Raw genomic sequence first — 15,216 nt, forward strand, 5'->3', positions numbered from 1 at the left:
TAAAGTACGCAACTTTCTAAAGAAAAAATGAAATTTATAACCCGATTCCTCAAAACAGAAAAACCGAAACAGCGGACATAGAGGGATTTGAACCCACAGCCCTCCGGTTAACAGCCGGATGCTCTGCCGATTGAGCTATATGTCCGAAACTACGGTAACAGGAATCGAACCTGTAACATCTTGAATCAGAATCAAGCGCTCTACCATTTGAGCTATACCGCATCAATGCTGCTGGTGGGTGTCGAACCCACGACCTTCAGATTAAGAGTCTGCTGCTCTTCCAACTGAGCTACAACAGCTTAATGCCGCCTATGGGGCTTGAACCCATGACCTACGGTTTAAAAGACCGTTGCTCTTCCAACTGAGCTAAGACAGCTAAATACTCCCCATGGGGTCGCAGGCATCCGGGGGATGCCACGTTTGCGACTCCGAGCTCCGCGAGGGAACCCGCATCTCTCGGCTTAAAAGGCCGGTGCATATCCGCTCTGCCAAGGAAGCGTAATGGATTCGGACGGTATCGAACCGCCTACGCGGAGATCTTCAATCTCCCGCTCTACCATTTGAGCTACGAATCCATATAGAGGCATAGGTGAGATTCGAACTCACGATCCCGGAGTTGCAGTCCGGAGCCTTTCCATCTTGGCTACTACGCCTAAACTACGGTACTTGGAATCGAACCAAGATTACCGGAACCAAAATCCTGTGGGCTACCATTACCCCATACCGCATAGTGCAGCCTCACTCGACTGCTATTATTCTTTCTATAGGGACTTCAAGATACACAGAAAGAGCCACAATCCTGTCAATGCTTGGAAGAACCTCTCCTCTTAAGTATCTGTATACAAGAGAAGTGCTTGTCCCAAGGTATTCAGAAACTTCTGTAACTGTATGACCGCTTTCCCTTATCAAATCTCTTATATGTATTCCTGTTCCTTCAATATCTATTATTGGATAATCCATTTTTCTAATCTCCTTTTTCGCATTAAAAAACCACTTAACCTTTGCAAGCTAAGTGGCATACAGACTAACCTATACATTTAATGCTTTGGAGATTCCTTTTATTTTTGAGAACCTTGATTACATTCCACCAACTTGCAATTTGCATAGCAAACAAAACATTTCTGATTATTGCAGAACTGCTTAAACTGTTTATTATTAAATTGCTTGTTGATAGTTACGTAATACATTCTAAAAATCTTCCTCTTAACTTTCTGCTGCTCACTCACAGCTCCATATCTTTGTTGTAGTTGTATTATCACCCTAGCGGGACATTTTGTATAGTGTCATCGGATGACACCTGCGTGATCAGAGCCCCCCGCCTTCATTTACGGATATTTTACTTCTTTAATGCCCTTCTATATTATCTCGGAAAGGTGCGTCACCATATACAGTTATGACATAGCTACCATCTTTCTTTTCCAAAACGTGCTCCTTGTACTTTTTTTCAAATACCTGACTCACCTCATCCTCAGACAAGCCAGAATTGAAAGTAACTTTAGACTCACACTCAACATGATTACCTGTTCCGGTAGTATTTCCTGTAAATGAATATACATCCACAATACTGACATCTTCTATAGATTTCTCTATATATGCCGTTAGCCCTTTTGTCTGCATATATGTTGTTGCATGATTGGCTACATATCCGACCATCTCTATTACTATATATAATGCTATCAGAAGAATCGGAAAAGCAAGTATCGTTCCAATCCCTACATCAAGCTTGTCTATTGACTTTTTCATTTATTGAAAATATACTCCTCACGGCTATAATCCGAAACATTTCACTTTTTTTCGACAAATCCATGTTAGGATACTTATTATTCCCCATACAAAAGCTAAAACTGCTCCTGCTATATGAGCTTTGTCTTGCTGTTCACTTGTTGGATACATTTCCAATGATCCGTTTATCATCATAGAAACTCCAACAACAATCATTATAGAAGCCATAACAAATAAAGCTATTCGAATTATTCTCATTTATCAAACCTTTTTTATTTGCCTCACCATATAAACAGTAAAAATTACTGCTACAAGGAGACATATAATCCATAAAACAACATAAGCAAAACCATAAAATATCATCATATAAAACATCATCTTAACGCCTTCCATTCCATAGTACACAGTACCCTCATTAAAACTTGGTTTTGCTCCTACATAGTATGCTTCTAGACATATTTTTATAAGCTTTATGACAGGAAATATTACTAACAACCATAAAGCTATATCTAAAACAATCATTTGTTTATTCTTCATGTATTTATATCTCTATTTTGATTACGTTCTATTCATTTAACTGAATTCGAATAATTATTCTTGGAATTTAAGTTTGAGTTTTTAGTACTCTATCATAGTCAGCATTTATAAGTACGCCAATAGTTCTTTTTCAACTTTTGTTAAAGCATCATCTTTAAAATGTAAAAGAATTACTTCATAACCATTCCAATCACAAATTCAGAGCTTCAAATTCTTCTTCTGATAAAATAGTTTCGCAAGAATTATATACAAACCACTCATCTTTTGAATCTAACCACAATCTCAAAATTCCATTTAAAGGATATATTACGCCTAATTCACCACTCACAATAGCATAATAATCAACTCCCTTATATTCATTTATACTCGCGCCATCACATGTCAGCATCGTTGTTGCATAAAAAGCCGCGATTTTAAACAATTCTTCTTTTATTTCTTCAAATCTCCGATTTTTTAGTTTTTCAACCTTTTCTATAATATAATTTAGTTTATCAACGATGCCCGCATCAACATCAATATTGTTATCTTGGCAAAACTGCAATGATAAATCATTATAGTTTTTTAATAAAAAACCTTGTTCAGACATACTAAAACGCGGTATCTTTTCATCTTCTTTCCACGCCGTATACCCCTTCTCTTTCATAATGTTGGCAAATTCAGCAATTTTTTTCCTGAATAAAGCTTCATTATCCTTATCAAAAGAGCGTTCTTCCCTTATTGTTCCGGACCATAGTACTAACTTATCTTCACCTGAATCATATTCAATATCGAACCCCTGAACATATGAAGAATCTATTCTCTTTTCATAAGATGCCAATGTTCTCTTAAAAAGCCCTGCCGGTCCATTTTTTCCTAATACAAAACCATTTTCTTTTGCATCAGGTCCCATAATATCTTTAATAATTTTTTTGTATTGTTTTACATCCGGTGCCATCATCTCTTTTATTTTGTCTTTAAACTTCATTATCACATCAACCTACCATATCTTTACCCAATCTGTCTGATGCCAAGATATACCCTATCAATCTCATCATCCAAGAATTCTTCATCAGGATTCTTTTCCCCAACAAATTTGATTATGAATGTTTTTTCTTCATTTGGACCTATTCTAAGAGGCTCCCCTGTTTCAAGATTGTCATCAGCTGTTAATTTTGCTTCTCTATAGGGGGTTCCGTCTGTTGCAGCATACGTATCTGCAGAAAAGGAAACAACATCATCTATATTATTTTTTACACATATCTCTGCGGTCACTTCTATAACATCACCGGACACGTTCCTCTCCAAAACTCGTGTTTTACTTTCGTTAATAACAAGCCCCTCTAAAGCAGTATAGCTATTTCCATTCATCTCAATCAGGTAATAATGCTTAAAATCCGTTCCTAAAAGAACAGTAAAAGAGTTGTCTGAGATCCACTCTATTTCATACTGTCCTCCCCAGCCCATTTTGGTTTCTTTAATCCTGATACTATTGTCAGTATTTTTTTCATGCTCCAAAGGAAAAGCATTTTCTCCGGCAGTCTCAACGCAAATAACGCTTTCACCTCCGGTAGCTCCATAGCTGATCTGAACTACTTCTGCCTGATATTGTTTTGTCGGCGAAATTGCAACATAAGAAATATCTCCGATGTTATCATTGCCGCATGCCGCAAATACAAGCATCAACACGAGAACTAATCCCACTAAAAATGTAACTATCGCCAGCAACGCAACAGACAAATAAACTATGACCTTAGAAAAAAAATGCCTATTCACTTTGCTACCTTCTATATTTTCCTTTTTATCCATGTTTAACTCTGCTCATCTTCCTCACCTACCATGTGCAAAAAATCACCTTCATCCGTATAAAGCTGAGGCTTCCTATAATGCGTACATGCCATGGCATACGACGTAAAACCAATAGTAAATATCAACCAAAATATCCACATCACAACACCGGCAAGAAGAAAGCCAAAATAAAACGAAAGAATATCCTTAACCGCATCCATCCCATATATTTTTTCGACAGCATCATTTCCAAATGATGACATCCATGGAACAGCTCCATTAACAGCACCATCAACACAATCCGCAATTACATGTATCACAGGCAATATGCAAATATACCAAAATAATAAATCCAGCAATATTACCAGTTTTTGCGTAAGTTTTAAATCCAAAAATCTTTCAATTATATTTCTTTTTCTTGAATCACTTTCCATCCTATATATCCCATAACACAAAAAGACTGCAACACAACAGATTCCTCCGATTTCCTCCATACCGTTTCCATCAGCAGAACTCCAGAACATCAATTTATAATCGTCTTCCAAATAATCATGCTGCTGAATATATACTTCCTGCTCAACTTCTTCCACTTTCCGTCCAAAAGTCCAGATAAGCCTTCTTTCACAACGTATATATTTAAAGCCTTTTTCAGCAAGTACAGTTCCTATTATTTCTTTTATTTTACGAGTTTTATTTATAACTATTTCCATATTCTTTCGCAATAGTCTGCAGGAAAAATATGTTTAGGTATATCAATATCCTTGCCCATAGTATCTACTGCTCTCCACACCCAGGGATTCATCAAATCCTTAGCGTTTACTTCATAAGTTATTAAAAAATTGCATTCTTTATCCTCTGTAAGCGTATACATTCTTACGTTATCACTACCATCAGGTTGAGGAATATACCCTATACACTTGTCGATATCCTTTTTATGAAAAAAGCCCTTAAAATCACCATATTCAACATATTTTCTGCCATTGTACTCAAGCTCAGAAAAATAAAAATCATCACATCTTCCTTTATCTAAATACTCCTCAGTTTCAAAAGCAATTGCATCATTCGGAAGGTCCGGAAACATACTATCTCCACAGCCAACAAGCAACAGCACACATATTATTCCAAATAGTGTTCTCTTTTTCACTTAATTCCTCACATTCTTCCTGTTCAAACGCCCTGTATTACTAACTATTTCCATATTCTTTCATAGCACTCTGCAGGAAAAACATGTTTAGGCAAACCGATATCCTTCCCCATAGTATCTTCTGCTCTTAGCACCCCAGGATTCATCAATTCTTTAGATTTTACTTCAAAAGTAATTATAAAATTGCATTCTTTATCTTCCGTAAGCGTATACATTCTTACGTTGTTGCTACCATCTGGTTGAACTATATATCCTATACACTTATCGATATCCTTTTTATTAAGAAATCCTCTAATATCCCCATAATCAACATATTTCCTTCCGTTATATTCAAATTCATAAAAATAGCAATCATTGCTTCTTCCTTTTTCTAAATATTCTTTAGACTCAAAAGCAATTGCATCATTAGGAAGGTCAGGAAACATACTATCTCCACAGCCAACAAGCAACAGCATACACAATATTCCAAATAATACTTTCTTTTTCATTCAATCACCCCTCACATTCTTCCGGTTCATACCATGCCCAATGTCTATCAAACGCATCTAACCAGCCTGAATCTACAAACTCTCCCGCCAAAGATACCATCCAAGGATATTGCAATGAACCTAATTCAGAATAACCTTTATGACTATCTCTACGACTATCTTTTATATCCTTCTTTTCTTTCCATGAATCAGACTCTTTTCCAAAAAATGACATTGCATAATTCCAACAATCTGATGGTGAAAGAGCTATTCCTCCGCCAAAATAGAACCCCCAATTTCCTGTCGAATTAATAAACGCATATAAAGTTCTGGCATTCTTTAATCCCAAACTTCTGCCACCGGTTTTATTGCTCCATGCCTGAGCAAAAGAGCCTTTATTTCCATCATCTGTTCCGGAATTACAAGAATAAAAATATGTTGTAGTATTATCAAATGCTTCAGAATTCAACTTTCCAACATCCGATTGCAGAAATGCAAATTTGGCTTCTTGACTATCGTCACCACAATCATAAGCAAACGACAACTCATTTTCCTTTAGGTCTTTGAATCTTTTCGGAGATCTACCATGGCAATAAAAAGATGCATTTGTTATTTTATCGCTACTTCTATCACCGTTTTTATCGTTGTTGTGATACTCCACATATCCCGCCTCAACATAACTGCCTTCCGAGGTATATCCATCTACGGCGTGAGCGTAGCTTTCTATAAAGTCATTTACCTTTTGGGCATCATATTTTTTGTAATCGTAATCCATTATCTTTATTCCTCATTATTGTGCGAATTATTCTCTGCAAGAGCATCAAGCTCATCTTCAAGGTCTGATATTCTACTCCAGCACTCTTCTATACGTTCACGTATTGTCTCTATTATTCTTCTTATATCTGAAAGAAGCTGCGAGGTACCATTCTGACCAATCTCTATATTTTGACAAAGCTGCGTCCGGTATTCTTCTGCTTTGATTTCAAGTTCACCCGCAAAATTTCCTCCATAGGTCATGTCATATGCTTTTTCAGGCTCATACGCACCTTCCTGAATATTTCTCTGCCATCCTTCTATAAGCCTTGATTTGTTCTCAAGGTCGTTTATCTCATTCTCATATCCTCTGATCTTATCTTTAAGATGATGTATTTCTGAATGTATATCACTTTCACGGCTCATCTTTTATTTCCTCCGATTCCACCTTCTGCGTTAATACTTTCGCTTGCTACCCTGTCAACATTTATCATGCTGTCACGGAGCGTAAGTAACCCTTTTGGAAGTGCCTGCGATGCCTCATATCTGTAAACATCTGAATTCTTGTAGACTTCTTCCAAAGTCTCGATTATCTCTCTTCCTGCAGCAAAGGTTTCAAGCGCACTTGTCTTACTAAGCGGCTCCTCAGATAGAACCAAGCTGTCTGCCGCATTTCTTATATCATTAACTATCCCCGTGAACACGTTTGTGTCCATAAAAACCTTATCTTCTGCCATATATTTCTTTTCCTTATATTTAATCTTTTGTAACATTTCGGTAATACTTTATCACGCATAAATATACGGCAGCAAGCACGGAAAATCATAAAGAAATAGCGACACAGCCGTTCATAGACCGTATCGCCACAATATATATTGTCTTTGCGCCCCATTTGCATAAAAATAGAGGATGAAAACGTCTCCATTGGAAGGAACCATTCTTTACCATCTCCAAAACATCGCGCCATTACATGTAACAAGTCTGGCAAAGAAGGTATTGAAATCACAGTTTAAGAATTTCCATTCATTTGAGGGATATCCTACATCACCATCCAAAATACAACGAGATCCTTTATTTGTGTCAAACAGCATGATATCCGCACTGAAAAAGCATCTCATAAAAACATAGCATCCGATGGGTATCTCATATCCGGCATCATTAAGTTCGTCTGTATATTCTTTAAGCTCTTTTATACCAAGCAATTCAAATCCGGCATCTTCTTCATTTATTCTATAAAGAATTCCCCCATTGGAACAAAGAAGGAACTCTTTATAATAATCCGGAATTTTGCAGCCGGTTTCTTTTTCAAAATCTTCTATTTCATTTAGATCTGCCGGATCATTCCATTTAAAATCATACTCTACATCATTTATTGCGTCCTTTATCAACGCTTTACCTATTGCTTTTTTTGTGAGTTCTATTAAAACATTCATATTCTTTAAATATGGCAATATGCTCCTTTATGCTATTTACTCCTCTTTGTTGCATATTTCGGACAAATGGCGTAACCATTCCGCTTATGGCGGAGCGATGAATTTAGATAGTCGGAGTGCCTATTACGCATAAACAGCGTACTTTCTTATCACTGGCCTTGGCATAGATGTTGGTGGCAGCCATCGACTTATGGCCCATGCGCTCCTGGAGAACAAGGAGGTTTTTCTCACTCTTGTAAAATTCCATGGCAAAGCTGGATCTAAGCTTAAGTACGCTGATATCACTGCGACCAAGAGCCGCTTTTACATATTTTTTTACCATGTCCTGTATTCCACGGACAGACAAACGATTGCCCTCTCCGGTTATGAAAAGAGGAGAGCTATCTTTTAGTTTTTCACCCTTGCCTGCGCGTTCTTCAAGGTATTCCGTGATATATTCTTTTGATTCCTCCGAAAAAAATACTTTGGAAGGCTTCTTGGAATGTTGCTTTTTCCCTTTTCTTAGCGTATATACATAGTTTTGATTCATTGAACTGTCCATAATGTTTTCTTCAAAAACAACATCACCTATATTTAAGGATGCAAGCTCTGTCCCATCGACATATACAGAAACTATCGGCACATTTAAATTCATAGAATGCAATTCATATTCCGATTACTCTTCCGGATGCATTTAATATTAAACTGCACATTTTCTGACAGCTAAGGCTGCATCCGTCAGATATCCAGTCACTTATCATTTTGACACTTCCGTGTAAAACAAAGGAGGACAGATATTTTTTTTCATATTCTGTGATAGATGAATTACGCATGGATGCCAGCACAAATTTATTAAAATCCGGTAGTAATGAGCTTATATCTGATATAGGATTTAAGTTATCTTTTCCCAGAAATAAGATAAAAAAATCCGCATTGTCTTTTATGAACTGAAGTGCATTTACCAAATCATCAGCTATTTTCCGATTCTCGGCTAAATTCTCCATAACCAGAGCGGTTGTTTTAGATATATATATTGAAGCAATTTCGTTTAACACGTCATATTGACTGCCATAATATTTATAAAAAGTTGTCCTGTTTATGCCGGCTGTCATACATAATTCCTTTATAGTTATCTTTTCTATAGTGATATTTCCAAGCATTTGTATAAGGGAATTTCTTATACGCTCTTTTGTATGTAAAATCTTGGTCTCTCCGGAGGCTGTCATTGATACTCCTTTTCTGAAATCAACAGAAGTTAAATATTTGTCGGTTGAAATCAACACATGATGATTATATTATAAGCAAAAATAAACCGAAAGGAAATATAAGTATCTAAAATGAGAAAGTTAAAGGAAAAAAAGCCGCTGATATTCACCGTCTTAATTGCCGTGTTGTGCATGATTATTGCCTTTTTGATAAGAAATATATATCTAAATGCCACAGCAGGACCTTATGAAGTTACAAGAAAAGAAATAGCTGATTATTTCAGTGCACAGCTTAATACTCAGGAGAATACTGTAAAAAAAGGCGTGCAGCAGATTATGCTCGGTACAGTATCAGATAATTACGACACTACGCTTGACGCTTTGAAACATGTTAAAGCTGCCGGATATGATTATATAGAGATAAATGATTTCATGATAGAAAAATCTCCTTTTATAGTAAAGCTTTTGACAAAATTTGGTGGAATGGACATAGGAAACAGCGGTAATCAGGATTGGCATACGCTTATTTATGAGAGCGGGCTCAAGGTAAGCAGTATGCATTCAAATCTCGGTGCAATAGAAGCAGATCCTGAGAATGTTGCGAATCTTGCAAAAAGCTATGGCACAGACGTAGTTGTTATAACAGGAATGTACAGATTTGATTATAGCGATTTAAACGAGGTTGAGAGTCTGGCAGAGCGGTTAAATACTGCAGGAAAAGCTCTGAAAGAACACGGCGTAAAGCTTTTATATCATAATCACAACTGTGAATTGCAGAAGGTTTCAACGGATAAGACAGCTTATGATGTGATTATAGAAAACACTGACGATAAATATGTGAATTTTGAGCTGGACACATATTGGATGACTGACGGAGGCGCTGACGTCTATCCAATAATAGAAAAGCTCGGCTCACGTCTTAAGTACTGGCATATTAATGACAGAGGAAACACTCAAAAAGGACCATATATGACACCCATCCTTAAAGAAAAGGCCACAGAGCTTGGAAAAGGCAATATGAATCTTAAGGGCCTTTCTGAAGTCATAAAGGAAAAGGGTGTTATGGCAGTTATTTTGGAAACTCACATGAACTGGATTGACAATGATCCGGTAAAGAGTATCGAAGTGAGCTCCGAATTCATGAATAAATATTTTTAAACGTGGTTGAGATGAGGAAGACAATGCTATGCGCAATGTCTTCTTTGGGCATACTTTGATCGACAATCCGGAATTACTGAGGCATTCCAAAAGCTTGGCCCACTGCATATCCATTCCGCAGATGAATACATGCGCGAGATTCATAAAGAAGGCGGCTACAAGGCTGCGTTATCTCTCTAATATCATAATAATACCCCTGCACAGCGCAGGGGTATTTCTAATTTAGTAAAAAATCTCATGTCCCTTATGGCACCGATATATCCGATGCCATAGGGATTCTTTATCAAATATCCAACACATACCTCATCTGCCTTATCGCCGACTGCAAAGAGTAATGCACCGCCGGTTGAGACACGCCCTCAATATCTGCTATCTCCTTCTCGCTGAAGCCATGGAAAAAGAACATTCGTAGCCTCCTTTGAAGCTTATCCGGCAGCTGATTTATCGCAACGCGAAGAACATAAGCATTTATCGCTTCTTCCGGATCAATGGCTTTTGGCACGCCTCCAGCTCCTCACGGGACAGATCTGTAGCTATCGCCCATTTTGCATCTCCCTCGATTCCGGGATAATGCTTCTCCAAACTCTTGCTACCCGCCGCAACCATTCCGATTCACAGCCGGATCCGATGCCGGTACGGATAACTCAGGTATTTAATTGTAACAACTATACAGCTTCTTTAGATTCGAACGAAATACGAATATAAATCCGCTGTCTTTCTGCCTTAATTTTCGCCCCGCATTTTGGGCACATTGCTTCAACACCTGAGAAACTCTCACCTTTGAACAGCAATCGCCCGCAAACAGGACAACAGACATAGATCATTTTCTCTTCTACATGTTCCAAGACCTATACCCCCTCTTTTGAAATTACTGCTCCCCTCAAAAGATAGATTTTAAACCTTGTCGCGTAATATAATATTCATTTAGATTTCCATGCTATCTGGATTTAGAAGAAAATCATAAACACTCATTACCAATATGCCTTCATCATTATAAAGCGGTGCCACAGCATCCTTTGTAATAATAATTTTTTTAAATCCATCGCCTGTATTCACTAGTGAGCGTTGTTCCTGTTCCATCTTTTCTTTATCAGGCAACGCATAGGCTGATTGAATATAAAATCTCTTTGAACCTTTGTTGCAGACAAAATCCACTTCCAACTGTTTCCGAATCTTCTTACCATTTTTGTCAACTTCATTCATCACAACAACACCAACGTCCACATTATATCCACGAACTTTTAATTCATTAAATATAATGTTTTCCATTGCATGAGTCTCCTCAACCTGTCTAAAATTAAGTCTCGCATTTCTAAGTCCCAGATCGGTAAAATAATACTTCGATGGAGTATTAATGTATTTTTTACCCTTAATATCATATCGAATTGCACTATCAATAAGAAATGAATCTTTAAGGTAATCTATATATTTGATTATGGTTTCTTTGCTTATAGTCTTGTTTTTAACACTTTTAAATGTCGCAGATAACTTGCTTGGATTCGTAAGCGATCCAATTGCTGATGATAAAATGTTCAGAAGTTCTTCTAACTCTGCCTTATTTCGTATATTATTCCTTCCAGTAATATCAGAAATGTAGGTTTCCTCAAATAGAGATTTTAAAAAATCAGATTTTTGATCAGCCGTTTCAAAGCCTAGCACAAGCGGTATTCCACCGAACAGCACATAATCCCTCCAGCCTTCCTGTTTGTCACCGTCATATACACTCATAAATTCACTATATGTTAACGGATACATATGAACTTCATCCCCACGTCCACGAAATTCAGTAATAATATCTTTTGACAGAAACTTGGCATTACTTCCCGTTACATATACATCCACATTTTTCTTTCTTCCGAGGCTATTAAGAACTGATTCAAAATCATCGAGCATCTGAACTTCATCTAATAAAACATAATACATTTCTTTATCAACGATTTTTTCCATTAGATATGGAAATAAAACTTCAGGATCTCGATACTTTCTGTTCTCAAAAGAGTCAAATGCAATCTCAATAATATGATTTTCATTAACTCCTTCATTTACCAGATACTCTTTAAAAAGATTAAATAAAAGGTATGATTTTCCACATCTTCGCATACCTGTTACAACCTTAATTAGTCCGTTATGCTTTTTTGAAATAAGCTTATTCAAATATATATCTCTGCGTATTTCCATATTGTCACCTCATTACTTATTGAACAAAAATGCGGAATCCGCATTTTTGTTCAATAGAATCATACATCATAAGAATAGCTTATTCAATACTCTAATCGACATTTTTGCGGATTCCGCATTTTTGTTCGATACGGTGTCACGTGGCGAATTAACTTTCCATCCGCCCGCAGTTCCACCGCATATTAAAATCTGTTTTTCTGTTTCTTACCTATCACTATCGTGCTGTTTTTTACGGCACGCTTTTTTCTTGTATCCTGTGTTGCATTTAGTTTGGAGAATGTGGGCGCAAAAAAGGTTCAGCCAAGATCTCTTAAACTGACTGAACCATTATATTACGATATTTCCATTTCTTTATCAGATAAATACATGCCACTTTTTGGCTCCGCAGTCGGTTTAAAAAAATCGCTCAAAGATATTCCAAACACATCACATATCTTTTGTATTGTTTGAATCTGTAGCATGCTGGTCCGCCTTCTCATCGCGGACATAGTCGAAGTAGTTACTCCGGACAGCTCACACAGCCTGTATTCTGACATATTCTTTTCGCCACGTAGATTATCAATCCTATCAATCAGCCATTTAGCAGTAACATCCATTGTGGTAAAAAAACCTCCAATCCCCACGAAGTACTACATAATTATTGTAGAGTAATAACTTACTGCATTTAGCCTAACTGAATCGAGGATTTACTTGACTGTGGTAAGGTGATTTTTTATTAAAACTTTATTGAAACATCTGTTTCAAAGGTATATTATATTTATACCCAAACATTAGTTCTTTTTTAATTGAGGTTATATATTATGAGTAGAGTGATTGATACTGTAGACGTCATCTGCCAGCACAAGTCGAACGGCGAAGTAATTCCCCTCCGCTTCCGGCTGATGAACGAAGATGGCCAATATGAAAATTATACGATAAAAGGTTATAGAACTATAACCCATCCGGGGCCTTATACTACTCCGGACGGGCTCTATGTTTCTTACTCAACATTTGTTTTTGAATGTATTGTTGTCGTGCTTGATTACAAGCGGAAGGTACGATTATATTTTGAAACGCATAACAGTAAGTGGAGAATTGCGATATAGAAAGAGAACTCAGTATTATACCGTAGACTTTCAGATTAACAAACAAAACCACTATCTCGTTATCATTAAAATCCAAGTTTTTTATTGACTTACAGTAGTCTTTGAAGTACTCTTTAAATTTCAGCACCCCCGCTACCATACATATTCCTCCAACATTTCTCTTATAGAAATCTCGATTCTTTCATCTTTTTTTTCATCATCTGACAATGATAATAAAAGTGATAATGGATCAATAGCACCACCTTTGTCAAAAGAAACCACGTAACCTACCTCCTGTATAATACAGCCAGGTTCGTCTTTTTTTATATCAACCAACCTATCCTTCAGTGCCAAATCTTTTATATCTTTCTTTGCCACAACATAAGTCGGATATTTATTATCAGATATCATCGAATATTCAGCAAGCGCTGACATTCCACCAAAAACAGGAAGATTCAAATTATCATTAATATAAAAGCTATTAATCACCGGATTTCTCATGTAAACTTCAATACTACTCCACAGTTCCTTTATATCATCCGGTACATTAATGACACGTGACTTGCCCTTGGTTCCAAGAATTGGCATATCAAAAAAATCTATCTCGTCAAAACACCTAGAGGCAGACATTTTTGTAATGTCTAGTTGTTCTGCCGCTTTTGTAACTGTAACCCCATTCCATCTTTCATAAATTGCTGTAAGAATCATTTTTTGAGTTAAAAATGATATTCTTTGAACTGGCTTTATAGTTCTTTCACGAGCAGAATTGAGAAGGATACCTAAAAATGGAAGATATATTTCCTTATCTTCTACAATAAAAGGAATTCCATCTGCTATCATTGCATTCTTAGAGTAAGTGCTGGTATTCTTTATATACAAAGCACAACGCAAATCCAAAAGTTTTTCAATTTGCCTATGGTGCTTTCGTAATTGAGCCAAATTGATTTTTTCTTTTGGAATTGCTATTAGCCACTCTATATTATGCATACTAGCAATCTTGAAATCATATAATGAAGAATAGATCATTGGAAGTCTTCCATTATAGTCTATGTCTTTAATATCTACTTCCATCCCAATGCTCTTCTCTATAAATTCTTTCATATATAAACCTCTTTTTTTAATTTGTAACGTATTTTATGTTACAAATTAAAAATAGCACCTTTAGTGCCTAAAATCAAGACAAATCATATTTTAATTCCGTCTGCGAATTTCGCAAATCAACAATATTTAAATTTTTGCAAAATAAAGAAAAGCAGCTATCTTCTGATAACTGCTCTATGTAACGTTTATTATTAAAGTTTGAAAGATGTCTATAAACTGGAATTTGTCGTTCTGACAAGCTAAAAGTGGTTCTGTAAACTACCTTTCAATTATTCGTAATACATACATATAGTTCCATTTGATAACTTAAATCCATTCTTTTCGTAAAACTTAGCCGTTGGTGCATACTCGCTTGTATAAAGAACAATTCCCGCAAGTCCTTTTTCCTTACTGTAATCTTTAACCGCATTTAATAGCTGTTTACCTATTCCATGCCCTTGTCGTTCGGGAAGTACTGCCATCTCATTAATGTAAATCTCTTCTTTGCTCCCAGAAATCTTACAAAGTGCAAATATACATCCTAATACTTCGCTGTTTTCTTCATATACATACCCAACAAATCTTTTCTGTTCAAAAAAATCTTGAAGATATTCTGTTGCATTTTCTGCTGTCCAATCTATTCCCCAATGCTCCATAGGGAATGCTTTTGAATAAATCATGCCACATTGTGCTAAGTCAGTGTTCTCCATAATTCTAATCATTTTGCCACCT

Annotated in this window: 22 protein-coding genes and 7 tRNA genes; 2 read left to right on the top strand and 27 right to left on the bottom strand. The window is 36.5% G+C overall.

Annotated elements, in window-relative coordinates:
• Positions 1-72 precede the first annotated feature (72 nt).
• The 21 genes from T356_RS0112490 to T356_RS0112595 all read right to left on the bottom strand — a co-directional run bounded on the left by T356_RS0112490 (position 73) and on the right by T356_RS0112595 (position 8,959).
• Positions 73-145, bottom strand: a tRNA-Asn gene (locus T356_RS0112490).
• Positions 146-149: 4 nt separating this feature from the next.
• Positions 150-222 (bottom strand) — tRNA-Gln (locus T356_RS0112495).
• A 4-nt stretch (positions 223-226) separates the two neighbouring features.
• Positions 227-299 (bottom strand) — tRNA-Lys (locus tag T356_RS0112500).
• Between the two features lie 4 nt (positions 300-303).
• Positions 304-376: transfer RNA gene (locus T356_RS0112505), tRNA-Lys, on the bottom strand.
• A gap of 126 nt (positions 377-502) precedes the next feature.
• Positions 503-575, bottom strand: a tRNA-Phe gene (locus T356_RS0112510).
• Positions 576-581: 6 nt separating this feature from the next.
• Positions 582-653: transfer RNA gene (locus T356_RS0112515), tRNA-Cys, on the bottom strand.
• 4 nt (positions 654-657) lie between these two features.
• Positions 658-728 (bottom strand) — tRNA-Gln (locus T356_RS0112520).
• Between the two features lie 10 nt (positions 729-738).
• A complete protein-coding gene (locus T356_RS0112525) occupies positions 739-960 on the bottom strand; it encodes a helix-turn-helix domain-containing protein (RefSeq protein ID WP_026514772.1) in 222 nt (73 codons plus the stop codon).
• Positions 961-1,344: 384 nt separating this feature from the next.
• On the bottom strand, positions 1,345-1,743 hold the full coding sequence (locus T356_RS0112530) for a hypothetical protein (protein WP_026514773.1): 399 nt from the start codon (positions 1,741-1,743) through the stop codon (positions 1,345-1,347).
• 240 nt (positions 1,744-1,983) lie between these two features.
• Positions 1,984-2,259, bottom strand: a complete 276-nt coding sequence (locus tag T356_RS0112540; protein WP_026514775.1) for a hypothetical protein — start codon at positions 2,257-2,259, stop codon at positions 1,984-1,986.
• Between the two features lie 190 nt (positions 2,260-2,449).
• On the bottom strand, positions 2,450-3,223 hold the full coding sequence (locus tag T356_RS0112545) for a hypothetical protein (RefSeq protein ID WP_026514776.1): 774 nt from the start codon (positions 3,221-3,223) through the stop codon (positions 2,450-2,452).
• A gap of 23 nt (positions 3,224-3,246) precedes the next feature.
• The gene (locus T356_RS0112550; RefSeq protein ID WP_026514777.1) at positions 3,247-4,044 is read right to left on the bottom strand and encodes a hypothetical protein; all 798 of its coding nucleotides are present in this window, start codon (positions 4,042-4,044) and stop codon (positions 3,247-3,249) included.
• Positions 4,045-4,046: 2 nt separating this feature from the next.
• Entirely contained in the window at positions 4,047-4,733 is a 687-nt protein-coding gene (locus T356_RS0112555; protein WP_026514778.1) for a hypothetical protein, read from the bottom strand.
• Positions 4,724-5,167, bottom strand: coding sequence for a hypothetical protein (locus tag T356_RS0112560; protein WP_155839035.1), 444 nt, complete (start codon positions 5,165-5,167; stop codon positions 4,724-4,726). Before T356_RS0112560 ends, T356_RS0112555 begins: the two co-directional genes overlap by 10 nt.
• Positions 5,168-5,211: 44 nt before the next feature.
• The gene (locus T356_RS0112565; RefSeq protein WP_026514780.1) at positions 5,212-5,655 is read right to left on the bottom strand and encodes a hypothetical protein; all 444 of its coding nucleotides are present in this window, start codon (positions 5,653-5,655) and stop codon (positions 5,212-5,214) included.
• 4 nt (positions 5,656-5,659) lie between these two features.
• The gene (locus T356_RS0112570; RefSeq protein ID WP_026514781.1) at positions 5,660-6,409 is read right to left on the bottom strand and encodes a hypothetical protein; all 750 of its coding nucleotides are present in this window, start codon (positions 6,407-6,409) and stop codon (positions 5,660-5,662) included.
• A gap of 5 nt (positions 6,410-6,414) precedes the next feature.
• A complete protein-coding gene (locus T356_RS0112575; protein ID WP_026514782.1) occupies positions 6,415-6,813 on the bottom strand; it encodes a hypothetical protein in 399 nt (132 codons plus the stop codon).
• Positions 6,810-7,124 (bottom strand): hypothetical protein, encoded by a 315-nt coding sequence (locus T356_RS0112580; protein WP_026514783.1) that lies wholly within the window; start codon positions 7,122-7,124, stop codon positions 6,810-6,812. The genes T356_RS0112575 and T356_RS0112580 overlap by 4 nt, the downstream gene beginning before the upstream one ends.
• A 204-nt stretch (positions 7,125-7,328) precedes the next feature.
• Positions 7,329-7,838, bottom strand: coding sequence for an SMI1/KNR4 family protein (locus T356_RS0112585; RefSeq protein ID WP_197020911.1), 510 nt, complete (start codon positions 7,836-7,838; stop codon positions 7,329-7,331).
• An 85-nt stretch (positions 7,839-7,923) separates the two neighbouring features.
• Positions 7,924-8,454, bottom strand: a complete 531-nt coding sequence (locus tag T356_RS0112590) for a tyrosine-type recombinase/integrase (RefSeq protein WP_026514785.1) — start codon at positions 8,452-8,454, stop codon at positions 7,924-7,926.
• A gap of 10 nt (positions 8,455-8,464) precedes the next feature.
• Positions 8,465-8,959 (bottom strand): TetR/AcrR family transcriptional regulator, encoded by a 495-nt coding sequence (locus tag T356_RS0112595; RefSeq protein WP_197020912.1) that lies wholly within the window; start codon positions 8,957-8,959, stop codon positions 8,465-8,467.
• 177 nt (positions 8,960-9,136) lie between these two features.
• On the opposite strand from T356_RS0112595, the gene T356_RS0112600 reads away from it, so the two are divergent.
• Positions 9,137-10,162, top strand: a complete 1,026-nt coding sequence (locus T356_RS0112600; protein WP_081777848.1) for a sugar phosphate isomerase/epimerase family protein — start codon at positions 9,137-9,139, stop codon at positions 10,160-10,162.
• A gap of 283 nt (positions 10,163-10,445) precedes the next feature.
• Here T356_RS0112600 and T356_RS0112605 read toward each other — a convergent pair whose 3' ends face one another.
• From T356_RS0112605 to T356_RS19410, 4 genes are all read right to left on the bottom strand, one after another.
• Positions 10,446-10,664 (bottom strand): sigma factor-like helix-turn-helix DNA-binding protein, encoded by a 219-nt coding sequence (locus T356_RS0112605; protein WP_026514788.1) that lies wholly within the window; start codon positions 10,662-10,664, stop codon positions 10,446-10,448.
• Positions 10,665-10,827: 163 nt separating this feature from the next.
• The gene (locus T356_RS21855) at positions 10,828-10,986 is read right to left on the bottom strand and encodes a Com family DNA-binding transcriptional regulator (RefSeq protein WP_420314842.1); all 159 of its coding nucleotides are present in this window, start codon (positions 10,984-10,986) and stop codon (positions 10,828-10,830) included.
• Between the two features lie 100 nt (positions 10,987-11,086).
• On the bottom strand, positions 11,087-12,340 hold the full coding sequence (locus T356_RS0112615; protein ID WP_026514790.1) for an ATP-binding protein: 1,254 nt from the start codon (positions 12,338-12,340) through the stop codon (positions 11,087-11,089).
• Positions 12,341-12,672: 332 nt separating this feature from the next.
• Complete coding sequence (locus T356_RS19410; RefSeq protein WP_051563426.1) at positions 12,673-12,936, bottom strand: helix-turn-helix domain-containing protein; 264 nt, start codon at positions 12,934-12,936, stop codon at positions 12,673-12,675.
• 204 nt (positions 12,937-13,140) lie between these two features.
• On the opposite strand from T356_RS19410, the gene T356_RS20885 reads away from it, so the two are divergent.
• Positions 13,141-13,425: a hypothetical protein gene (locus T356_RS20885; RefSeq protein ID WP_081777849.1), complete on the top strand. Its 285-nt coding sequence runs from the start codon at positions 13,141-13,143 to the stop codon at positions 13,423-13,425.
• Positions 13,426-13,557: 132 nt separating this feature from the next.
• Here T356_RS20885 and T356_RS0112630 read toward each other — a convergent pair whose 3' ends face one another.
• Both T356_RS0112630 and T356_RS20500 read right to left on the bottom strand, forming a co-directional pair.
• Complete coding sequence (locus T356_RS0112630) at positions 13,558-14,505, bottom strand: hypothetical protein (protein ID WP_026514792.1); 948 nt, start codon at positions 14,503-14,505, stop codon at positions 13,558-13,560.
• A gap of 269 nt (positions 14,506-14,774) precedes the next feature.
• The gene (locus tag T356_RS20500; protein ID WP_081777850.1) at positions 14,775-15,206 is read right to left on the bottom strand and encodes a GNAT family N-acetyltransferase; all 432 of its coding nucleotides are present in this window, start codon (positions 15,204-15,206) and stop codon (positions 14,775-14,777) included.
• Positions 15,207-15,216 lie beyond the last annotated feature (10 nt).

The organism is Butyrivibrio sp. LB2008, assembly GCF_000621565.1.
Taxonomy (GTDB): domain Bacteria; phylum Bacillota; class Clostridia; order Lachnospirales; family Lachnospiraceae; genus Butyrivibrio.

Coding starts and splice junctions, on each gene's coding strand:
- T356_RS0112525 (WP_026514772.1), bottom strand. CDS start 960: ATGGATTATCCAATAATAGATATTGAAGGAACAGGAATACATATAAGA.
- T356_RS0112530 (WP_026514773.1), bottom strand. CDS start 1,743: ATGAAAAAGTCAATAGACAAGCTTGATGTAGGGATTGGAACGATACTT.
- T356_RS0112540 (WP_026514775.1), bottom strand. CDS start 2,259: ATGAAGAATAAACAAATGATTGTTTTAGATATAGCTTTATGGTTGTTA.
- T356_RS0112545 (WP_026514776.1), bottom strand. CDS start 3,223: ATGAAGTTTAAAGACAAAATAAAAGAGATGATGGCACCGGATGTAAAA.
- T356_RS0112550 (WP_026514777.1), bottom strand. CDS start 4,044: ATGGATAAAAAGGAAAATATAGAAGGTAGCAAAGTGAATAGGCATTTT.
- T356_RS0112555 (WP_026514778.1), bottom strand. CDS start 4,733: ATGGAAATAGTTATAAATAAAACTCGTAAAATAAAAGAAATAATAGGA.
- T356_RS0112565 (WP_026514780.1), bottom strand. CDS start 5,655: ATGAAAAAGAAAGTATTATTTGGAATATTGTGTATGCTGTTGCTTGTT.
- T356_RS0112570 (WP_026514781.1), bottom strand. CDS start 6,409: ATGGATTACGATTACAAAAAATATGATGCCCAAAAGGTAAATGACTTT.
- T356_RS0112575 (WP_026514782.1), bottom strand. CDS start 6,813: ATGAGCCGTGAAAGTGATATACATTCAGAAATACATCATCTTAAAGAT.
- T356_RS0112580 (WP_026514783.1), bottom strand. CDS start 7,124: ATGGCAGAAGATAAGGTTTTTATGGACACAAACGTGTTCACGGGGATA.
- T356_RS0112590 (WP_026514785.1), bottom strand. CDS start 8,454: ATGAATTTAAATGTGCCGATAGTTTCTGTATATGTCGATGGGACAGAG.
- T356_RS0112595 (WP_197020912.1), bottom strand. CDS start 8,959: ATGCTTGGAAATATCACTATAGAAAAGATAACTATAAAGGAATTATGT.
- T356_RS0112600 (WP_081777848.1), top strand. CDS start 9,137: ATGAGAAAGTTAAAGGAAAAAAAGCCGCTGATATTCACCGTCTTAATT.
- T356_RS21855 (WP_420314842.1), bottom strand. CDS start 10,986: ATGATCTATGTCTGTTGTCCTGTTTGCGGGCGATTGCTGTTCAAAGGT.
- T356_RS0112615 (WP_026514790.1), bottom strand. CDS start 12,340: ATGGAAATACGCAGAGATATATATTTGAATAAGCTTATTTCAAAAAAG.
- T356_RS19410 (WP_051563426.1), bottom strand. CDS start 12,936: ATGGATGTTACTGCTAAATGGCTGATTGATAGGATTGATAATCTACGT.
- T356_RS20885 (WP_081777849.1), top strand. CDS start 13,141: ATGAGTAGAGTGATTGATACTGTAGACGTCATCTGCCAGCACAAGTCG.
- T356_RS0112630 (WP_026514792.1), bottom strand. CDS start 14,505: ATGAAAGAATTTATAGAGAAGAGCATTGGGATGGAAGTAGATATTAAA.
- T356_RS20500 (WP_081777850.1), bottom strand. CDS start 15,206: ATGATTAGAATTATGGAGAACACTGACTTAGCACAATGTGGCATGATT.